The organism is Kitasatospora sp. GP30 (assembly GCF_029892145.1).
Classification (GTDB): Bacteria; Actinomycetota; Actinomycetes; order Streptomycetales; family Streptomycetaceae; genus Kitasatospora; species Kitasatospora acidiphila.
This window is the reverse complement of sequence record NZ_JARZAH010000006.1, coordinates 93,323-113,088: the sequence shown is the minus strand read 5'-3', so window position 1 is coordinate 113,088 and position 19,766 is coordinate 93,323. Positions and strand designations below refer to the sequence as shown.

The 19,766-nt window shown below is 73.2% G+C and carries 12 protein-coding genes; 1 reads left to right on the top strand and 11 read right to left on the bottom strand.

From position 1 onward, the window contains the following. The first annotated feature begins 118 nt into the window (after window positions 1-118). Window positions 119-2,737 carry a SpoIIE family protein phosphatase gene (locus tag P3T35_RS12160; protein WP_280705846.1) on the top strand — a complete coding sequence of 873 codons (2,619 nt, stop codon included), beginning with the start codon at window positions 119-121 and terminating at the stop codon, window positions 2,735-2,737. A gap of 88 nt (window positions 2,738-2,825) precedes the next feature. Here the strand turns inward: P3T35_RS12160 and P3T35_RS12155 are convergent, their stop codons facing one another. Genes P3T35_RS12155 through P3T35_RS12105 form a run of 11 tightly spaced genes read right to left on the bottom strand, consistent with a single transcriptional unit; the run spans window position 2,826 to window position 19,464 of the window. Beyond that, window positions 2,826-6,530, bottom strand: a complete 3,705-nt coding sequence (locus P3T35_RS12155) for a choice-of-anchor D domain-containing protein (RefSeq protein WP_101379295.1) — start codon at window positions 6,528-6,530, stop codon at window positions 2,826-2,828. A 34-nt stretch (window positions 6,531-6,564) separates the two neighbouring features. Then, complete coding sequence (locus tag P3T35_RS12150) at window positions 6,565-8,157, bottom strand: glycosyl hydrolase (protein ID WP_143676750.1); 1,593 nt, start codon at window positions 8,155-8,157, stop codon at window positions 6,565-6,567. Between the two features lie 11 nt (window positions 8,158-8,168). Further along, window positions 8,169-9,491 (bottom strand): UDP-glucose/GDP-mannose dehydrogenase family protein, encoded by a 1,323-nt coding sequence (locus P3T35_RS12145; protein ID WP_218976643.1) that lies wholly within the window; start codon window positions 9,489-9,491, stop codon window positions 8,169-8,171. Continuing rightward, window positions 9,488-10,759, bottom strand: a complete 1,272-nt coding sequence (locus P3T35_RS12140) for a glycosyltransferase family 4 protein (RefSeq protein WP_101379292.1) — start codon at window positions 10,757-10,759, stop codon at window positions 9,488-9,490. The genes P3T35_RS12145 and P3T35_RS12140 overlap by 4 nt, the downstream gene beginning before the upstream one ends. Window positions 10,760-10,772: 13 nt before the next feature. Continuing rightward, entirely contained in the window at window positions 10,773-12,185 is a 1,413-nt protein-coding gene (locus tag P3T35_RS12135) for a lipopolysaccharide biosynthesis protein (protein WP_101379291.1), read from the bottom strand. Continuing rightward, window positions 12,172-13,020 carry a hypothetical protein gene (locus tag P3T35_RS12130; RefSeq protein WP_101379290.1) on the bottom strand — a complete coding sequence of 283 codons (849 nt, stop codon included), beginning with the start codon at window positions 13,018-13,020 and terminating at the stop codon, window positions 12,172-12,174. The genes P3T35_RS12135 and P3T35_RS12130 overlap by 14 nt, the downstream gene beginning before the upstream one ends. Continuing rightward, entirely contained in the window at window positions 13,017-14,978 is a 1,962-nt protein-coding gene (locus P3T35_RS12125) for a hypothetical protein (protein WP_101379289.1), read from the bottom strand. Before P3T35_RS12125 ends, P3T35_RS12130 begins: the two co-directional genes overlap by 4 nt. After that, the gene (locus tag P3T35_RS12120) at window positions 14,975-16,063 is read right to left on the bottom strand and encodes a glycosyltransferase family 4 protein (RefSeq protein WP_180356353.1); all 1,089 of its coding nucleotides are present in this window, start codon (window positions 16,061-16,063) and stop codon (window positions 14,975-14,977) included. The genes P3T35_RS12125 and P3T35_RS12120 overlap by 4 nt, the downstream gene beginning before the upstream one ends. After that, a complete protein-coding gene (locus P3T35_RS12115) occupies window positions 16,060-17,211 on the bottom strand; it encodes a glycosyltransferase (RefSeq protein ID WP_101379287.1) in 1,152 nt (383 codons plus the stop codon). The genes P3T35_RS12120 and P3T35_RS12115 overlap by 4 nt, the downstream gene beginning before the upstream one ends. Next, window positions 17,198-18,499, bottom strand: coding sequence for a GNAT family N-acetyltransferase (locus P3T35_RS12110; protein ID WP_101379286.1), 1,302 nt, complete (start codon window positions 18,497-18,499; stop codon window positions 17,198-17,200). Before P3T35_RS12110 ends, P3T35_RS12115 begins: the two co-directional genes overlap by 14 nt. Then, a complete protein-coding gene (locus P3T35_RS12105; RefSeq protein ID WP_218976642.1) occupies window positions 18,499-19,464 on the bottom strand; it encodes a glycosyltransferase family 2 protein in 966 nt (321 codons plus the stop codon). The genes P3T35_RS12110 and P3T35_RS12105 overlap by 1 nt, the downstream gene beginning before the upstream one ends. Between the last annotated feature and the right edge of the window lie 302 nt (window positions 19,465-19,766).

Below are 19,766 nucleotides of genomic sequence, written 5' to 3'. Positions count from 1 at the left end.
GTGTTAGAAATGACGCATGGTCGAATACGCCGACCGAATCCGGACCGTATCGAAGCAGTCGCCGAATGCGAAGAGGGACCTTCGGAAGAAGTCCCGCAGCGTTGCCGGACAGGTATTCATGCTGCAGGTCGCGGTCGTGCTGCTGCTCGTCCTCGGGGCGATCCTGGCGCTGGTCCTCCAGGAGCGGAACTCCAGTGACACGGAGGCCCGCAACCGGTCGGTGGCCGTCGCGGAATCGTTCGCGCATTCGCCCGGGATCATTCCGGCGCTCGAGTCGCCCGATCCGACGGCGATCCTCCAGCCGCTGACGGAGGCGGCGCGCGGACCGGCCGGCGTCGACTTCATCGTGATCATGAACACCCAGGGGATCCGCTACACGCACCCCATCCCAAGTGAGATCGGCAAGCACTTCGTCGGAACGATCGGCCCGTCCCTGGCCGGCCATGTCTACACGGAGAGCGTGTACGGGCCGCTCGGGCACGAGGTCCAGGCCATCGTTCCCGTCACCGCACCCGACGGCAAGGTCGTGGGCCTGGTGTCGGCCGGGCTCAAGGTCAACCACGTCACCACGGCCGGAAACCGGCAGCTGCCCGTCATCCTCGGGGCCGGCGCCGCCGCACTCGCGGTGGCCACGACCGGGACCGCCCTGGTGGCCAGGCGGCTGAAGCGGCAGACGCTCGGCTTGGGGCCGGAAGAGATGACCCGGATGTACGAGCACCACGACGCCGTACTGCACGCGGTCCGGGAGGGCGTGGTCATCGTCGGGCAGGACGGGCGGCTGCTCCTGGCGAACGACGAGGCGAGGGAGCTGCTGGGACTGCCGGCCGATGCGGAGGGCCGGCACCTGGGCGAACTGCGTGACCTCGACCCGGACGCCGCGGAACTGCTGCTGTCCGGCAGAGTGGCCACGGACGAGGTGCTTCCGGCGGGCGGCCGGCTGCTCGTGGTGAACCAGCGGCCGACCGACCGCCACGGCGGCGGGATGGGAACGGTCGCGACGATCCGCGACTCCACCGAGCTCCTCGCGCTGTCCGGCAAGGCCGAGGTGGCGGGCAACCGCCTCGCGCTGCTCTACGAGGCGGGCGTCGGCATCGGCACCACCCTCGACGTGGTGCGCACGGCCGAGGAGCTGGCACGGGTCGCCGTTCCCGGCCTCGCGGACTTCGTGACCGTCGACCTCGCCGACCCCGTCCTGCAGGGCGACGAGCCCACCGGCACCGGGAAGGACCTGCGGCGCGTCACGGTCCACGGGATCCGCGAGGACGATCCCTTCTACCCGCGCGGCAGGCTGATCGCCTTCATCCCGTCCAGCCCCCAGGCCCGGGGGTTCGGCAGCGGGCGGTCACAGGTGGTTCCGGACCTCTCGGCGGCTCCCGGTTGGCAGGCCCAGGACCCGGACTGGACCAGGCAGATCGTCGACTACGGGGTCCACTCCCTCATCACCACTCCGCTGACGGCGCGCGGCATCATCCTGGGCGTCGCGAACTTCTGGCGGGCGCAGAAGCCCGAGCCGTTCGACGACGAGGACCTGGCGCTGGCCGAGGAACTGGCCGCACGGGCCGCCGTCAGCATCGACAACGCCCGCCGCTACACCCGTGAGCACGCCATGGCGGTGACGCTGCAGCGCAGCCTGCTGCCGCGCGCCCTCCCGGAGCAGAGTGCCCTCGGCGTCGCACACCGCTACCTGCCCGCACAGTCGGGAGTCAGCGGCGACTGGTTCGACGTGATACCCCTGCCCGGCAGCCGGGTCGCCCTCGTCGTGGGCGACGTCGTCGGCCACGGGCTGCACGCCGCGGCCACCATGGGCCGGCTGCGCACCGCCGTGCACAACTTCTCCACCCTCGACCTCCCGCCGGACGAGTTGCTCGGCTACCTCGACGAGCTGGTGGACCGCATCGACCAGGAGGAGACCGACAGCGGTACCGGCACCGGCGTCACCGGAGCCACCTGCCTGTACGCGATCTACGACCCGGTCTCCCGGCTCTGCAGCATCGCCCGGGCCGGACACCCCGCACCCGCGCTGCTCAGGCCCGACGGCAGCGTCGTCTTCCCGGAGCTTCCGATCGGCCCGCCGCTGGGTGCGGGCGGCGGGATGCCGTTCGAGACGGCGCAGGTCCACCTGGACGAAGGCACCCAGATCGTCCTCTACACCGACGGGCTGATCGAGGACCGCACCCGGGACTTCGACATCGGCATGGAGCTGCTGCGCCAGGCGCTCTCCGGCCGCCAGGACCGGCCGCCCGAGGAGAACTGCCAGACCCTGCTCGACGACCTGCTGCCGGCCCGCCAACAGGACGATGTGGCGCTGCTGATAGCGAAGACGCGGGTGCTCGGTGCGGAGCGGGTCGCCGATCGGGAGGTGCCGTTCGACCCGGCCGCCGTCGCCGACATCCGGGCGTGGACCGCCGCGAAGCTGGACGAATGGGGCCTGGCCGAGCTGGAGTTCAGCACCGAGCTGATCCTCAGTGAACTGGTCACCAACGCGATCCGCTACGGCTCGCCGCCGGTGCGCTTGCGGCTGCTGCGCGATCGCGGCCTGACCTGCGAGGTGGCCGACGGCAGCAACACCTCCCCGCACCTGAGGTACGCGGCGACGACGGACGAGGGCGGCCGCGGGCTGTTCCTGGTGGCCCAGCTCACCAAGCGCTGGGGCACCAGGTACTCCCCGCAGGGCAAGATCATCTGGGCCGAGCAGTCGCTGCCCCCTTCGACCACCGATTCGGACGAGAACGGGTAGGAACGCGCGGCTCGCACGCCGGCCACCCGGACGACTCGCGGGGCGGGGACGGCCGTCCCCGCCCCGCGAGCCCGTCAGCGGTGGTGCCTCAGTACCCGATGCTCACCCCCCGCACCGTGTGCACGTCCGTGTAGCCGCCGGTGGCCCCGGAGAACCCGGTCAGCACATTGGCCGGCAGCGTGACGGGGGTGTCGATCACCTGCCTGCCGTCGATCGCCACCTGCAGGTGGCCCGCCGGGGTGGTGGTCACGTCGACCGTGTGGGTGCCCTGGCGCAGCTGCGGCACGGTGGTCGAAGTCGCCGCGTACTGCAGGCGGTTGTTGACGGCGCCGGTGGCGACCGCGACGAAGTTGTTCGACGGGTCGCCGGTGTGCTTGATGGTGTCCAGCACCACGGCCACACCGGGCAGTCCGGCGTACCCCATGCCGCCGCCCGAGCCGCCGAGCGCGGTCGGGCCGGCCTTGGACGCGTCGAGCAGGACGAAGGCCAGGCCGTCGGCGCCGCTGCCGTTGCCGATCTGCGCGGTGAAGTGGGCGTGCAGGTTGGCGGAGGCGACCGGGGTGGCGGCGAATGCGCTGCCGGCCTGGTTGGCCACCGCCTGGGTGAGCACCAGGTCGGTGCCGGACATCGCGGCCGAGCCGTTGTCGGTCCAGCCGTTGGGGCCGGGCGGGGCCACCGCATAGCCGTTGGCCTGAATGTTCACATCGCGGACGGTGTGGATGTCGTCGAGCCCGCCGGTGCCGCCGGTGAAGGCGACCAGGGCGGCCGGCGGCAGCGTGGGCACGCTCGCGTTGAGCACCTGCACGCCGTCGATCGACGCCGTGAGGGTGGTGCCGCTGACCGAGACGGAGACCGCGTGCGGTCCGGAGCGCAGGTTCGGGACGTTGGTCGCGGTCTGCACGAAGCCGGTGCCGCCCTTGACCGTGATCGCCATGTAGTTGCCGGACGGTGCGCCGGTGGCCTTGAAGGTGTCCATGGTGACGGCCACGCCGGTCAGGCTCTGGTAGCCGAGCCCACCGCCGGACCAGCCGAGCGACTTGGCCGTGTCGGCGGCCGGGTCCAGCAGCGCGAAGGTCTGGCCGTCGGCGCCGTTGCCGCCGCCGATCACCGAGGTGAAGTCGGCGGTCAGCCCGTCGGTCAGCACCGGTGTCGGGTAGACCGCGGAGCCGGCCTGGTGGGCCACGGCCTGGGTGAGCTGCAGGTCGGTGCCGGAGAGCACCGCAGAGCCGTTGAGCTGCCAGCCGCCCGCGCCCGGCGCCGGCACGGTCACCCGGGTGGGCGTGGTCGGCGCGGTGGCGGTCGCGGTCAGCGTGACGGGCTGCGGGCCGCGGCCGTCGTCGGAGGTGATCTGGTAAGTGCCGGTGACGGTGCCGACCGCCGTGGGCGTGACGCTGACGGTCTGGTGGATCACCTGCCCCGGGCCGAGCTGCTGGCCCTCGGCCACCGGCTTGATCGCCGCGAACGGGGCGGCCGGCGGAGCGGCCTTGGTGATGGTCAGCGGGATGTTGCCGGTGTTGCTGATGTCGAAGGACCGCAGGGCGGTCTGACCGACCAGCATCGAGCCGAAGTCGGTGCCGGCCGGGGTGAGGGTGAGCACGGCCTGCCCGGCCACCGCGCTGCCGGTCAGGCTCAGTGTGGCGGTGCCGCTCGTGCTGGTGACGGCGAGCGAACCGGTGTCGCTCCGGGCGGCGGTCGGGGCGTAGGTCACCTGGACGATGAGCGACTGCTTGGGCTGCAGCACGGTGCCGGCCGGCGGCAGGTCACCGGTCTGGAACGGCGAGCCGGGCGCCGTGGTGGCGGAGACCGTCTCCGCGGTGCTGCCGGTGTTGGTGAAGGTCGCGCCCAGCGTCTTGGTGAGGCTGGTGGGTAGCTCGCCGAAGTCCAGGGCGGCCGGTGTGACGGTCAGCCCGGACTGCAGGCCGTAGCCGCTCAGGCCCACGCTGAGCGTGCCGGCGTCGGTGGTGAGGGCCAGTTGGCCGATCGCCCCGGCAGGGCTGGTTGGGCTGAACGAGACCGGCACACTGAGGGTCTGACCCGCCGTCAGGGTCGCGGGGAGGACCGGATTCTGCGGCGCGGCGAAGGGCGCGCCCGCGGTCAGCGCCGAGACGGTGACGGTCCGGGTGGCGGTGACGGTCACCGTGCCGTTGGCGGTGCTGCCCACCGGCACGTCGCCGAAGTCCACGGCGGTGCCGCTCAGCGCGGCGCCGGACGGGCGGCCGAAGGCGAGCAGGTGGCCGTCCCGGGTGCCGACGAAGACCCGCCCGCTGTCGGTCGCGGGAACGGCGAACTTCGAGGCGGTGCCGATCGGCGCGGAGTAGCGCAGGTTCAGCACGCCGTTGACCGGCACCGCGTCGTAGGCGCGCAGTTGGCCGTTGGCCCCGTTGGCGCCGTCGCTGTACTCCACCCACACCAGGGCGGTCGACGGGTCGGTCCCGCTGGAGGTGACGATCGGCGAGCCGGAGGAGTAGCCGAAGGTGCCGCTGCTGGTGCCGGTACTGGTCAGCGCGGGCTGGCCGGAGCCGGTGGTGCCGTAGGCCAGCGCCCGCAGCGGCGCGTTGCTGCCCACCGTGTAGACGAACGGGCTGGTGCCGCCGAAGGCCGCCGGGTGGCCCCAGACGCCCTCGAACGGCCCGCTGGTGCCGAGCACCGCGTCGGTGCCGTTCGGGCCCTGCGAGCGGCCGCCGAGGTTGTCGCGGTCGAGTAGGAAGATCCGGCCGTCCTTGCCGACGGTCACCATCAGGTGGGGATGGGCGGTGGTGCCGAAGGCCGGGCCGGGCAGGCCGATCGGGCCGCCGGAGCCGAAGTCGGTGTCGTTCTGGTCCAGCACGCCGGCGTTGGACGGGCTGAAGAAGTCCTGCGCGGACATCGAGCCGTCGCCGTTGACGCCGACCCGCACCAGCGACTCGGCGAGCTGACCCGGCGGGCTGGTGCCGGGGCCGGGCGCGGGGGAGACGCCGTTCCCGGTGGTGACGAAGATCCGTCCGGCGCCGTCCGAGACCGGGCCGCCGCCGCTCATCCAGAGGCCGGCCTTGGCGCTGCTGGAGGCGTCCTCGGTGGCCCACAGGGTGAGTGCGCGGCTGGTGGTGTTGATGCCGGCCAGGTAGCCGACGTAGTTGCCCAGGTCGCAGTGCGAACCGAAGGCCGCGTAGACCGTGCCGCCCATCAGCAGCAGGCCGGGGCGCTGCATCGCGTAGAGCGGGTCGAAGGTGCGGCCCGGGTTGTTGACCGGCGAGCCCTGCACGGTCACCGGCCAGCCGGTGTGCTCCGCGCCGGTGGTCGCGTCGAGCGCGTGCACGTACCAGTGCGGGTGCGAGCTGTCCGGGCCGTCGTCGACCTTGGCGGTCAGGTAGACGGTGTTGGTGGCGCTGTCCACCACGGGCGTGGAGGTGACCCCGATGTTCGGCGTCAGGTCGCCGCAGCCGAGCACCGAGGCGGGCCACGGCGAGCCCAGGTCGCGGGACCAGGTGGTCGCGCCGCCGGCCGCCGCGACGCCGTAGACCTTGTCGTTCTCGGTGGCGACCACCACCGTGCCGCCGGTGACCACGGGTTGGGCGTAGACCTGGCCGTCGACGGCGGTGGAGAACTGCCGGCCGAAGTCGGATCCGGCCACCTGGGAGGGCGTCAGGCCCGGCTCGTTCTGGTCCCAGCCGGTCCGCAGGGTGTCCTGCGAGACGGTGGTCTCGTCGGCCACCGCCGGTGCGGCCAGGGTGAGTTGACCGGAGGTCAGGGCTATGCCGAGGAACAGCGCGCCGGCGAGTAAGGAGCGCAGTGGACGGGAGGGCGGATTGGGCATGGGTGTCCCTTCTGGCGGAGCATCGGTGACGGGGTTATGGATGGACGGTGAAGGCGACCTCGGTGAACCGCGCCTGACCGGTGTTGCCGCGGGACTTGAGCGCCAGCACGGCCGCCGCCGCACAGGCCGGGGCGGTTGAGTCGACGCTGAGCAGGCGCCAGCCGCTGCTGCCGGCCGGCAGCGGCGGCGACTCGTCCTCGCCCAGGTAGCTGCCGTTGCGGTCGAACCAGGTGATCGCGACGGTGCTCCGCCCGGTCGCGTGCACCCCGCGCGCCCAGGCGGTCAGCCGCACCCGCTGGCCGGCGGCGGTGGGCTGCTCGACCGGCTCCACCATGAAGGACGGGCTCTGCCCGGAATCGCCGGAGGTGCCGCTGAGCACGGCGCTGCCCGGCGTCCGGTGGCCGTCCTTCGGGTCCCAGAACGCCTGGGCGGCGGAGGCGTCGTGGGCGGTCCAGTCGTCGGGGGAGCCGTCCTGGCCGCCGGACAGGTCGCCGTTGAAGTCGGTGCCGATGCCCGGGCCGGTGAACTGGGCGCGCAGCGAGGCCGCCGCCGGCTTCTCGCTGCCGTCGGCCCGCAGCAGGCCGAAGTCCAGGTCCTCGGGGGCCCGGGAGGCGCCCTCCGGCACATCGCCGGGGGAGATGTCCTGGAAGATCCAGGGCGCGGCGGCGGGCAGGCCGGCCGACCTGGCGGCCCACTCGACCGTGCGCAGGTACAGGTCCTGGGCGGCCTCGGCCTGGGCCTGCGCAGCGCCGTCGCCGGGGCCGGTGGCGGTGCCGGTCTCGCCGATGTAGAGCGGGGCCGGCGCGACGACCGCCTCGGCGGCCTCGAAGACCGTGCGGGCGTAGCCGGCCTCCCCGTAGTAGTGCAGGTCGTAGAAGTCGGGCGGGTCGTCGGCCAGCACGTCGCGCAGCGCGGCCAGCCGGGCGACCGGGTCGGAGCCGGTCACCGAGACGGTCACCGGGATGCGGCCGGCGGCCTGCCGGACCACCGGCAGCTCGTGGCGCACCCAGTCGGCCGCCGCCCGGTCGCCGGGGTCCACCTCGTTCTTCAGCTCGACGAAGGCGATCCGCGGGTCGTCGCGGTACGGATCGAGCACCCCGTGCGCCCAGCGGTCGCTGCCGGCCAGGTCGCTGTAGTCGTCCCACCAGTCGAACAGGGTGAGCTGGACGGCCAGGCCGTGCCGGGCCGCCAGCTCGATCGTCTGCCGCAGCTCAGCCAGCCGGGCCGGGTCCGGGGCGGGGTAGCCGAAGGTCTTCGCATGGACCATCAGCCGCACCGCGTTGGCGCCCAGCCCGTTGATCCGGGCGAAGTCCGCGTCGATCCGGCCCGGATGCCAGTCCTGCCACATCCGGCTCCACGGCGCCTGCGCCGGGTAGTAGCTGAGCAGCTTGAGGCCGGCCAGCCGGGAGCGCGCGGCGAACTGGCGCGCGCTTGACTGCGGATCGGCGTCCGGGCCGGTGGCCGCCGCCTGCCACGGCGTGCAGGCGGGCACGGCGGTGGCATGCCGCGCCGCGCCGCCGCCGGTGCCGTCCGAGCCGGCGAAGTGCACCGCCAGCGCGGTCAGCAGCGCCACCACCAGCAGCAGCACCGGCCACCGCCGGCCCCTGGCGAATCTCCGAGTCACCATTGCGCGGCCGGTCAGCCCTGCCTGGGGCGCCCCAGCGCGCGGTAGGTCCAGCCCGCCGCGCGCCAGCGGTCGGCGTCCAGGCAGCTACGGCCGTCGACCACCCGCCGCTCCGCCACCAGGCTGCCGAGCCCGGCCGGGTCGAGGTCGAGGAACTCCTGCCACTCGGTCAGCAGCAGCACCACATGGGCGCCGTCGACGGCCTGCTGCGCCGAGTCGGCGTAGGAGAGGCCGGGAAAGGTGCGCTTCGCGTTGGCCATCGCCTGCGGGTCGTACACCCGCACATGGGCACCGGCCAGTTGCACGGCGGCGGCCACGTGCAGCGCGGGGGAGTCGCGCACGTCGTCCGACTCGGGCTTGAAGGCCGCGCCCAGCACGGCGACCCGCCGGCCGAGCAGCGAGCCGCCGGCCTGCTCCCGGGCCAGGTCCACGGTGCGCACCCGGCGGCGCATGTTGATCTCGTCGACCTCGCGCAGGAAGGTCAGCGCCTGGTCGGCGCCGAGCTCGCCGGCCCGGGCCATGAACGCCCTGATGTCCTTGGGCAGGCAGCCGCCGCCGAAGCCGAGCCCGGCGTTGAGGAACCGGCCGCCGATCCGCGGGTCGTAGGCGAGCGCGGCGGACAGCTGCGAGACATCGGCCCCGGCTGCCTCGCAGACCTCGGCCATCGCGTTGATGAACGAGATCTTGGTGGCCAGGAACGCGTTGGCGGCGGTCTTCACCAGCTCCGAGGTGGCGAAGTCGGTGACCAGCAGCGGCACTCCGGCGTCCAGCAGCGGGGCGTAGACCTCCCGCAGGGTCTTCTCGGCCTGCCCGGAGGCGGTGCCGATCACCAGCCGGTCGGGCCGCAGCGTGTCGTCCACCGCGTGGCCCTCGCGCAGGAACTCGGGATTCCAGGCCAGTTCGACGTCGGCCCCGGCCGGGGCCAGCTGCCGGATCCGCTCGGCGAGCGCGGCCGCGGTGCCCACCGGCACCGTCGACTTGCCCACCACCAGGCAGGGTTGGTCGAGTAGCGGCGCCAGAGTGTCGGTGGCGCCGTGCAGTTGGCTCAGGTCGGCGGCGTACTCGCCGTGCTTCTGCGGGGTGCCGACGCAGAGGAAGACCACCTGCGATCCGGCCACCGCACGAGCTGGGTCAGTAGTGAACTCCAGTCGGCCCGCAGTGATCTGACGCTGCACCAACTCGGCGAGGCCGGGCTCGTAGAACGGCACCTCACCGGCGGTCAGCCGCTCGATCTTGGCCTGGTCGGTGTCCAGGCCGACGACCTGGTGACCCAGCTCGGCCATGCAGGCCGCGTGGGTCGCGCCGAGGTAGCCGGTGCCGACGACAGTCATCCTCATCGCTGACTCACTTTCTGTGGGACAGGGGTCTGGTGGGCGCGACGGCGCGCCAGCACCTCGGTGAACAGGTCGAGCACCTGGGGAGCCACCACCTCGACGGTGAAGGCGGCGGCCCGCTCCCGGCCGCGGCCGCCGAACCGCGCGCGCTCCTGCGGATCGGCGAGCAGCCGGTCGATCGCGTCGGCCAGTGCCTGCGGATCCGACGGCGGCACCAACAGGCCGGTCACGCCGTCCTCGACGACGTCCCGCAGTCCGCCGACGTTCGAGGCCACCACCGGGCGGCCGGCCAGCATCGCCTCCACGGCGACCTGCCCCAGCGGCTCCTCCCAGACCGAGGGCACCACCGCCACCGAGGCGCGCCGCCAGGCGGCCATCACCTGCGCGGACGGCACGTCGCGGACCACCGTCACCGCCGGGTCGTCGATCGCCGGCGTGTCCGCGCGCGGAGTGCCGATCAGCACCAGCGGCACCTTGTGCCGCAGCCGCCGGTGCGCCTTCAGCAGCACGTCGACACCCTTGTGCGGCCCGAGGGCCCCGACGAAGAGCAGATAGCCGTCCTCGGCCGGCAGGAAGTCGGGGCGGGCCGTGCTGTGGGCGAGCTCGGCGATGCCGCGCGGCACCATGCTGGGGATCACCCGCAGGTCGGTCTCGGGCAGCAGCGCAGCCTGGGAGGCCGTCGCCACGGCGGTGCTGATCGCGACGTAGGCGTCGGCCCGGCCGTGCAGCGCCCGGGAGGCGTGCAGGCCGCCGGCCAGCGCGACGCCCTTGACGGTGCCGTAGCCGGCCGCCGCGCACTTGACGCACTTGGCCAGCGCCGGGCCCGAACAGGGGCCGGTGTCCTGCTGGTTGGTCTTCTTGGCGCAGCTCAGCCCGTAGTCGTGCAGGGTCACCACGTGCCCGGGAGCCTCGGCCGCGCGGCGGAACAGCGGGAAGTACGAGTACTGCAGCCAGCTGTGGCTGTGCACGATGTCGGGCTTCAGCCGTCTGACCGCCGCCCGCAGCGCGGCCAGCGCGCCCGGGTCCGGCACGGTCGGGTGGAACGGGCGCGAGGCGTCCGCGTAGAGGCCCGACAGCCGCCCCGACCAGCTGGGCACCCGCTCGACCCGGACGCCGTCGATCACCTCGCTGGTGGGACGGTCGCCGATCCGCAGGGTCAGCACGGTCACCTCGTGGCCGTGCCGGACGAACTCGGTGGAGAGGGACTCGACATGGCGTTCCAGACCGCCGATGGTCGGTCGGTAGAAGTCGGTGAGCTGGAGGATCCGCACGGGTGACGGCCTTTCAGTCGTTTCGGTCTTTGGGCGGCAGCAACCGCCGGTGGAACACCAGAACGGCCAGCGCGCCCACCAGTTGGGCGCCGAGCCAGGAGACGCCGGCGCCCAGGATGCCGAGCGGCGGGGTGCTGAACCAGGTGCCGGCCACCGCGATGGCCGCGATCACGGCGTTGAGCGCGGCCGCCCGGTTCAGCCGGCCGCGGACCCGCAGGGTGGCGACCGCCACATTGCTCACCGCGTCCGGGAACGCCGACAGCACCAGCACCACCAGCAGCCCGTACCCCTGCCGGTAGCCCGCACCGAAGATGCCCAGCACCGGGTGGCCGATCGCGCACAGCACCCCCGCCGGCACGGTGATCGAGGCGACCGTGACCCCCAGCGAGCGCAGCGCGATCCGCCGCAGCCCCCCGCGCTGCCCGCCGCCCTCCGCGCTGTGCCGAAGATGGCTGCCCTCGGCGAGGAGCGCCGAGGAGACCGCCGGGCTGATCATGAAGATGGCGCTGCCGATCATCCAGGTGATGAAGAACGCGGCATTGGCCCCGGCACCGAGCCGCGCGGTCACCGCCACCGGCAGCAGATAGGTGGGCACCAGTCCCGCCACGCTGATCGCGTGGTGGCCCAGCGCCGGGCGGGCCAGCAGCAACAGCTCGGCCCCGGCCGCCCGCAGCGGCACCCGGCCCAGCGGCCGCACCCGGCGGTGGCAGAGCACCAGCCCTGCCCCGGTGCCCAGCAGACCGCTCAGCGACCAGGTCAGCAGCAGCCCCATCGCGCCCGTCCTGGGCGCCGCGACCGCGACCACCGCCAGCCCGCCCAGCTTGGCCACCGCCGTCGCGGCGTTGCGCACCAGCATCAGGCCGGCCCGGCGCTCCGCGATGAACAGGTAGTCGAGCACGCCCGAGCCGGTCCAGCCGGCCGCGCCCAACACGAACCAGAGAGCGAACCACGGGTCGCGGGTCAACGGGCCCAGCGGGGCGACCAGCAGCCCCAGCGGGAGCTCCGCCACCGCGGCCACCAGCAGGGTGCCGCCGGTGGTGGCCGCCAGCGTGGCCACCACCGTGAGCCGCCACTGCTCGGCCGTCCCGCGCTGCGGCAGCCGGGCGATCAGACCCACCCCCGCGCCCAGGTGCACCACCAGCGAGATGATCACCAGTGCGGAGGTCGCCGCCGAGCCGAGACCGACCTCGGCGCTCGGCATGATCCGCGCGGCCAGCGTCCAGTAGCCGTAGCCCAGGCCCGCGTTGACCACGGTGGTGGCCATGATGCCGAGGCTGTTGACGGTCAGCGAGCGCAGCGCGCCGCGATCCGACGGCTTGTCGGATGGACGTCCGCCGATTGACGAGCCGTCAGTTGGTGACTTGTCGGCTGACGGCTGCGCGGACGGCAACGAGGCCTCGGGCAGCGGGGCCTCAGCCGTCGCCACAGCCGCTCCCCTCCCCGGTCCTGACGTACAGGTCCACGCTGCGCAGCTGCTCCGCCCCGCGGCTCAGCCGCAGCTCCACCCGGTGCAGGCAGCCGCCCTGCGGCACCGTGACTTGCAGCCGGGCGGTGCCCTGGCCCGGGGTGGTGCCGGTCAGCGGGGCCGGGGCGCTCCAACCGGTGCCGTCCACGCCGGCCGACACCGTCAGCCCGGCCAGGTCCGCCGGGCGGGTGGCGTCCGCCACCACCGGGATGTCCAGCCGCTGCCCCGCGGTGCCCGGCAGCACGCCCGGCACCTGCGCGTACGGCGCGCCCAGCGAGAACGACAGGTAGGGCTGCTGCGGGGTGGTCGGCAGCCGCGCGGCGACCGCCCAGAGCAGCGCCGCCGCGGCCAGCACGCTCGCCCCGTACACCGCGTGCCGCCGCCCGCCCGCCAGCAGCTCGGGCAGCCGGGGCCGCTCGGCGCGCCGCTCCAGCAGGCAGAGCGGCAGCAGCACCGTGCTCACCGCGAGCGGCAGCACGGCGAGCCGCACCCGGCCCAGCGCCACGAAGCAGAGCAGCCCGGCCGCGATCAGCGCCACGATGCTCAGCAGCACGCAGAGCGGGGTCAGGAACCGCCCCGCGCCGCGCGCCAGGCCCAGTCCGGCCGCCAGGCTGCGCCCCGGCGACCAGAGCAGCACCGGCAGCACCAGCACGGCCCGGGCCGGGCCGCCCGGCACCGCCGACTCGCCGATCAGCGCCAGCAGGACCAGACCGGCCTGCGTGGCGAACAGCGGCAGTCCGGACCAGCGGCCGCCGTCGCGGCCGCTGCCGCCGATCGTCTCGGGTGTGCTGGTCATCGCGCCTCCCCGGGGACGGTTGCGTGGATCGCCTTGAAGTCGAAGCGGTAGATGGCGTAGGCGTCGCTCTCGTAGACCTTGGTGGTCCACGGAAGGTAGTTGTAGCGGTCCAGGTTCCGCACGCCGATCGGGCTGGTGCCGCCGAACGCGAATGGCTCGTCCGGCTCGAAGTACACGCCGATCTCCGGCAGTTGGGTCGCTGTCCGCTTGTCGATCACCAGATAGGTGTAGTCCGACGAGTCCAACTCGCGGACCAGGAACGGCGTTGGCGGGGTCGAGTTGAAGTACAGGTCGTAGGTCGGGAAGCCCTTGGCCGGCTGGGCCGGCTCGGCGTCCGCCTCGCGGACCAGCACCAGACCGGTGTAGCGGTCGGAGACCACGTGCAGCTTGGCCCCCAGGTGCGCCTTGAACCAGGCGGCCGTGCCGACCGCCTCGGCGGTCACCGAGCGGGTGTCGGAGCCGAAGACCGGGGTGCCGGGGAACCGGTAGTCCTCGTCCAGCCCGGCCGCCACATTGCCCATCAGCGCATCGCCGGCCACCAGCACCGCCACCAGCGCGCCGGCCCGCCAGCGCCGCCCGCGCAGCTCGGCGAGCCGGTCCAGCGCGAGGATCAGCACCGGGGTGAGCAGCACGCCCAGCCCGATCCAGGTGAACCCCCAGGTGCGCCGGGCGCCCTCGGCCCCGAACTCCACCATGATGAACGGCAGCGAGGGGAAGTAGAGCAGCCCGAACAGGTTCAGGCCCAGCATCAGCGGGTCCCCGCCGAACAGCCCGCCCGGCTGCCGGCGCCGCCGCCACAGCGCCCAGGCGGCCAGCGCGAAGCTCAGCAGCGGGACGGTGAACGCCGTGTACCGCTCGTAGAACGGCTCGGTGCTCGCCTTGAAGAGCGACCGGGTGCCCTTGCCGCCGGAGAACATGTGCAGCAACTGCTTGGCGCCGCCGCCCATGTAGGGGGAGAGGTAGGCGAAGGTCGCCGGGGCGGCCAGCACCAGCCAGAGCACCCCGGCGCCGCCGACCAGCAGCGCCACCGTGCCGATGGTCACCGCCTTCTCGCGCGGCGCCGTGCCGCGCAGCGCGGCCACCGTCGCCACCACGGTGAGCAGTACCAGCAGCGCGGTCATCAGCACCGTGGTCAGGTGGTGGGTCGGCACCGCGCCGCAGCCGGCCAGCACCGCGCCGACCGTCCAGCGCAGCCGCTCCGGCCGCTCCTTCGCCCGGTGCGCCTTGGCCAGGCAGGCCAGGCACCACAGGAAGAACGGCATCGCCAGCGACTCGTAGGCGTACTCGGTGTCGAAGTAGATGAAGCTGGAGTTCAGGCTGTAGACCAGCGCCACCAGGGCGCCCGCGCGCAGCGAGCCGAACAGCGCCTCGCCGAGCAGGAACGCGCCGAACAGCGCCAGCACATGGGCGACGACCATCACCACCAGGGCGCTCTGCCAGACCGTCAGGCCGGTGGCGTCGCTGATCGAGGCGGTGACGATGTGCAGGCCGGGGAACCGCGCGACGATGCCGATCAGGTGGTTCTGCGCGAACAGCTGCCCGTTGGCCGCCAGGTCGGTGGCCTGGCGCCAGTGTGCGATCTCGTCATGGAACAGCGGCTGCCCGGGATTGCGCAGCAGCTTGGGCACGTAGCTGAACAGCCCGTAGCCGAGCAGCCAGCCGATCCGCACCCTCGGCGCGATCTGAGGAGCCGTCAGAACCACTGCGGCAGGGCAGAAGAAGAGCAGCATGCCGGCCCAGAAGACCGCGTAGTGCGCGGTGTCCGCGCCATCGGTTGCCGCCATGGAGAAGGCGACGGCGATCAGCACCGCACCGGCGGTGGCGGTCAGCCACAGCACCGCCCAGGCGAGCGGCGAACCGAACCGTGGCGCGCGGTGGTCCGGCCTGGCCGTCGGGCTGCCCGGCGGCCCGTCGGGCGTGGCGGCGGACTCCTCAGCGAGCAGTGTCGAGTTGCTCATGCCGCCACCTCGCGGTAAACGCCCACCAGTTGGGCCGCGACGGCGTCCCAGTCGGGGATCGCCTCGCTGCCCGGCGCGGGTGGTCCGGCCAGGCAGTCGGCCAGTCGGCGGGCTAGCTCGGTGGGCGAGGCGCCCTCCGGCAGCAGCCGCACCGCGCTCGCCGCCGGCAGCTCCGCGTGCGCCGGGATGTCCGAGAGCACCGCCCAGGCTCCCGTGGCCAGCGCCTCGGCCGGGGCCAGCCCGTAGGCCTCGTGCTCCGACAGGCTGCACAGCACCGCCGCGGTCCGCAGCCAGCGGCGCAGCTCCAGGTCGCCGACCCGGCCCAGGAAGCGGATCCGCACCCCGGCGCCCGTGCCGGCCGCCAACCGCTCCAGCCGCGACCGGTCCGGCCCGTCCCCGATGATCACCAACTGCGCCTCGGGATCCGCAAGCCGGCCGAACCCCTCGATCACCCGGTCGACCCGCTTGTAGCGCTCCAGCCGACCGACGCTGAGCACCGTGGGCGGTTCGTCGGGCAGCGGCGCCGCCGCGAGCAGCGCCCGGCGGTCCACCGCGTTGGGCACCACCGCGACCTTGCCGGCCGCCGCGGGGAAGTCCCGTGCGAACAGCTCGGCTTCCGGCCGCGAGACGCACAGCACCGCGCGGGCCCGGCCCGCCGCGGCCCGGCCGGCCGGCCGGTAGGCGCGGTGCAGCAGCGCCCGGGCCGCCGTGTGGCCGGTGCCGTGGTAGTGCGGGGTCAGCACGAACGGCACCCGCAGCCCGCGCAGTTGCAGGGTCAGCGCGGCGCCCACCCCGGTCAGCGCGTGGTAGCTGTGCCCGTGCACCACGTCGAACGAGGCAGCGTGGCGGGCCAGATGACGGTAGAGGCCGGGCGCCGTCCGGTAGTTCTCGGCGCGGTTGGCGGCGAACCGCCGCACCAGCACGCCGTCTTCGGTGCTGACCGCGGGGCCCGTCGGGCGAGGCTGCTGGGCGAGCACCTCCACGCTCAGCCCCGCCCGCACCAGGGCCCGCGCGGTCTGCGCGACCACCGCCTCCACGCCCCCGGGGGTCGGCGGGTACCCCGGGCTGACCAGTGCGAGCCTCACCGTTCCCCGCCTTCCGCCCGCGCGGTGCCGATGACGGCCTCGACGTTCCGTTCCCAGCTGTGCGGGTCGGAGAAGTGCTCTCCGGCCATGGTGACCACCTTGCGCAAACCTTCCAGTAGTGCGTCCACGTCCTCCGGCGGCACCAGCACCGCCCCGGGGTAGTCCCCGACCGCCTCCACCAGCCCGCCGACCGAACTCAGCACCACCGGCAGTCCGTTGCTCATCGCGATGTGCAGCGGACCGCTCGCGGAGGAGCGCCGGTAGGGCAGCACCAGGGCGTCGGCCGCGGCGAAGTGGGCCTTCGCCTCCTCGTCCGACACATAGCGGTTGACCAGCGTGATGCGGTCCCGGTACGGGGAGTTCTCGATCATCCGGATCGGCTCCACGCACCCCTCCCAGGTCTCGCCCACCACGGTCAGCCGAACTCCCTCGATTTCTTCGGGGGAGAGCCGGTCGAAGGCCGAGATCAGCAGGTCCAGTCCCTTGTACGGCCGGATCAGGCCGAAGAAGAGCAGCCGGAACGCGCCGTCGGTGGACGGCACGCGCTCGACCGCGTAGTGGTCGAACGGGCCGTGCGACACCACGGTGACCGGCCGGCCCGACAGGTCGAACAGTCCGCGCAGCAGCTCCTCGTCGTACGCCGAGTGCACCAGGAAGGCGTCGGAGCGGCGCAGCAGCGCGGAGAGCAACCAGCGGGTGTAGCCGGCGACGAACGGGATCCGGATCTCCCCGGTGTCCTGCACCTCGTGGAACTCCACCACCACCCGGGCGCCCAACGCCCTTGCCGCGACCGCCAGTACCAGGTAGGTGTGCGCCACGGTGCCGGTCCACCACTGGAAGACGATGGTGTCGGGGCGGTTGCGGCGCAGCCGGCGCAGCGCGGTCAGCAGGCTGGGCAGCCAGAACCAGTCCACGCCGTCGTAGACGTCGACCCGCTCGTCGTAGTCGATGGCCGCCACCTTCACACCCACCCGCTTGCGGCCCGGGTAGAGGAAGGCGGGCAGCAGCCGGCGCATCAACAGGGCTGAGACCTCGGCGTGTTCGGCGAGCGCGCCGGCCAGTCGGCAGGTGTAGTGGCTCAGCCCGCCGGTGAACCGCCAGCCCGAGCCGACCACGCACACCCTCGGCCGGCGTTCACTGCCCGCCATGGATCCCCTCCTTGCCCTTGCTGTCGGTGCCCTTGCCGTTGGCGCCCTTGCCGTCGGCGCCTGCGCTGCTGGTGCTCCCGCCGTGGATCCGGTGCCGCGCGGCTTCCCGGCGGACCCCGGCGACCGCCGCCGCGGCCGCATAGGCGGTGTAGCCCGCCCGTGACCGGGTGCTGGGCCCGCAGACCGTGAACTCCGGGTGCTGGACGATCCGTTCGCTCCAGCGCAGCTTGGCGACATCGGGGCCGAGCGAGAGGTTGAACTCGCCGCGCCCGTACCGCACCGCGTTCTCGGCGGCCGTCAGCTGGAGCAGCGTCACCGGACTGACGCTCCACCAGGCCGGGTCGACCCCGCTGACGCCCAGATAGCCGGCGCCCGGTGCGTGCAGCACCAGCAGCGCCGCCACCGGCCGCTCCTCGACGTCCAGAGTGAGGATCTCGGCCCGCCCCTGCTCGGCGAGCAGCGGCAGCACCTCGGCCAGGAAGTCGCGGTGGCGCGGGTCGGCCAGCACATCGCCGTGCCGTCGGCGGCCCGCCAACTGTGCGCGCGCCGCGTGCAGGTCGGCCAGCCACGGCAGTGCTCGGGCCACCTGCGACGGACTGCGGTGGGTGGTGACGGTCCACTCCCGGCCGCTGCGGTTCAGCCGGTTTCGGGCCCGCCGCACGCTCTCCTTCACATTGCGCTTCAGGCCCGGCCGCAGCGCCTCGACCGAGGCCGGCAGCGGCAGCACCACCGAGGGGCGGGTGGTCCGATGCCGGATCAGTCCGCGCAGCGCCACCGGCCCGCTCAGCCACTCGGGTTCCAGCCAGCCCTGCTCGGCGCCGAGCGGCAGGTCCAGCCAGTCCCACTCCGCCGAACGCTCGCACCAGTGCCGCACCACCGCGCGCAGCACCGTCCGCGCGTCCTCCGCGGCGCAGAGCACCGCCGGCAGCTCGGTCAGCTCATCGTGCCGGCCGGCGCCCAGCAGGTGCACGGTCCGCAGCACCGGGCCGAGCCGGCGCAGATAGCAGGGCGCCACGCCGACCAGTTCCGGGCCGCGCTCGACGGCCAGCACATTGAGCTCCCGCTCACTGCTGAAGTGCCGGGCCCAGACCTCGGACCACTCCGGAGCGGCGTACGGATTGCGGGAGTCGACGCGCTGGTGCAGCGCCCGCCAGGGCTCGTGCAGGGCCGCCAGCCCGGCGAAGTCGCCGATCCGACGGACCGTCAACTCGCCTTCCAGCCGCTGCCCGTGGCCACCTCGGGGGCGTCCCTCCCGCTCGCCGGTTGCGTCGGTGACGTGCAGCCGCATCAGGCCACTCCGCTGGACGCCTGCTCGTCCGACGGGGCGCCCACCGCCGCCGGCCGGCCCTCGGGCACGGCCGACGGTCCGTGCCCCGCCGCGCCCGCCGCGTCCGTCGCGGCGTCCAGCAACTGCGCCATGCTCCGCGGCCCGCGCCCGAACCGGACCCGGCCCAGCGTGACCAGGCAGCCGAACCCGTCGCGCCAGGTGAGCTTCTTGCCCTCGTTGTGCGAGCGGCTGTGGTAGCTGATCGGCACCTCGAACGGCCGGATTCCGAGCCGGAGTAGACGGGCCGTCAGCTCGCTGTCCAGGCCGAACCCGGTGTCCTGCAGCCGCAGCGCCCGGAACAGGCCGAGCGGCACCAACTTGAGGCAGGTGTGCATGTCGGCCAGGTGCGCGTCGAACAGCACGTTCGCCGCCAGCGTGGTCATCTTGTTGCCCATCGCGAACCGGTACGACTGGTAGACCGTGTTCGCCCCGAACAGCCGCGCCCCGTAGACCACGTCGCAGCGTCCGGCCAGCACCGGTTCCACCAGGCGCGGGATGTCGGCGGGGGCGTACTCCAGGTCGGCGTCGAACGGCAGCACATGGGTACCGGAGGCGAGTTGGGCGGCCGTCAGCAGCGCCGCACCCTTGCCGAAGTTGCGTGGATGGCGGTACGTGATCACCCGTGGGTCGTCGATCTGCGCGATGTGCAGGGGAGTTCGGTCCGAGCTGCCGTCGTCCACGATGATCAGCTCGATCTCGAACGGGTAGTCCTGGGACAGCAGCGCCTCGGCGACCGCGGCGATGGTCTCTTCCTCGTTGTAGGCCGGCATCAGCAGTGAGAGTTTGACCGGCTCCTCGCCGGACCAGGCACGGCCGGACCGTAACCGGCGACCGGCGGCGACGGCTCCGCGGAGCGAACCGGTCCCATCGGCCATCCCGGGAGGGGCGGCGGCGATGTGGGTCGCGGTCGCGCGTATCGGCTTCATGAGGCCTCCACTGTCCATATCACTGGGGTCGGACCTTCTTTGGCGCATTCTTGGCCTCCGGGCCCGCCGCCGAAGGCGTTCGAAAACGACGGATGCCGGTGGCGCGAGGCGATGGTGGATGTCGACGAGCGTCTGTCAACGAGCTTTTACGGACGAGCGATTGCCGACGGGGGTATGTCGACGAGCCTTTGCCGACGGGGGTTTGTCGACGGGCCTGCGGAGTTGAGAGGGCGAGGTTCCAGGGCGGGAAAAAGGGCAGGCGGAAACAAGCCACGGAACAGACGGAAAGCAGAATGCGAGCA

Excerpts from the sequence above, each read along its gene's own strand:
- P3T35_RS12105 (WP_218976642.1), bottom strand. The coding sequence starts at position 19,464 with ATGAAGCCGATACGCGCGACCGCGACCCACATCGCCGCCGCCCCTCCC.
- P3T35_RS12125 (WP_101379289.1), bottom strand. The coding sequence starts at position 14,978 with ATGAGCAACTCGACACTGCTCGCTGAGGAGTCCGCCGCCACGCCCGAC.
- P3T35_RS12115 (WP_101379287.1), bottom strand. The coding sequence starts at position 17,211 with ATGGCGGGCAGTGAACGCCGGCCGAGGGTGTGCGTGGTCGGCTCGGGC.
- P3T35_RS12110 (WP_101379286.1), bottom strand. The coding sequence starts at position 18,499 with ATGCGGCTGCACGTCACCGACGCAACCGGCGAGCGGGAGGGACGCCCC.
- P3T35_RS12145 (WP_218976643.1), bottom strand. The coding sequence starts at position 9,491 with ATGAGGATGACTGTCGTCGGCACCGGCTACCTCGGCGCGACCCACGCG.
- P3T35_RS12150 (WP_143676750.1), bottom strand. The coding sequence starts at position 8,157 with ATGGTGACTCGGAGATTCGCCAGGGGCCGGCGGTGGCCGGTGCTGCTG.
- P3T35_RS12130 (WP_101379290.1), bottom strand. The coding sequence starts at position 13,020 with ATGACCAGCACACCCGAGACGATCGGCGGCAGCGGCCGCGACGGCGGC.
- P3T35_RS12155 (WP_101379295.1), bottom strand. The coding sequence starts at position 6,530 with ATGCCCAATCCGCCCTCCCGTCCACTGCGCTCCTTACTCGCCGGCGCG.
- P3T35_RS12160 (WP_280705846.1), top strand. The coding sequence starts at position 119 with ATGCTGCAGGTCGCGGTCGTGCTGCTGCTCGTCCTCGGGGCGATCCTG.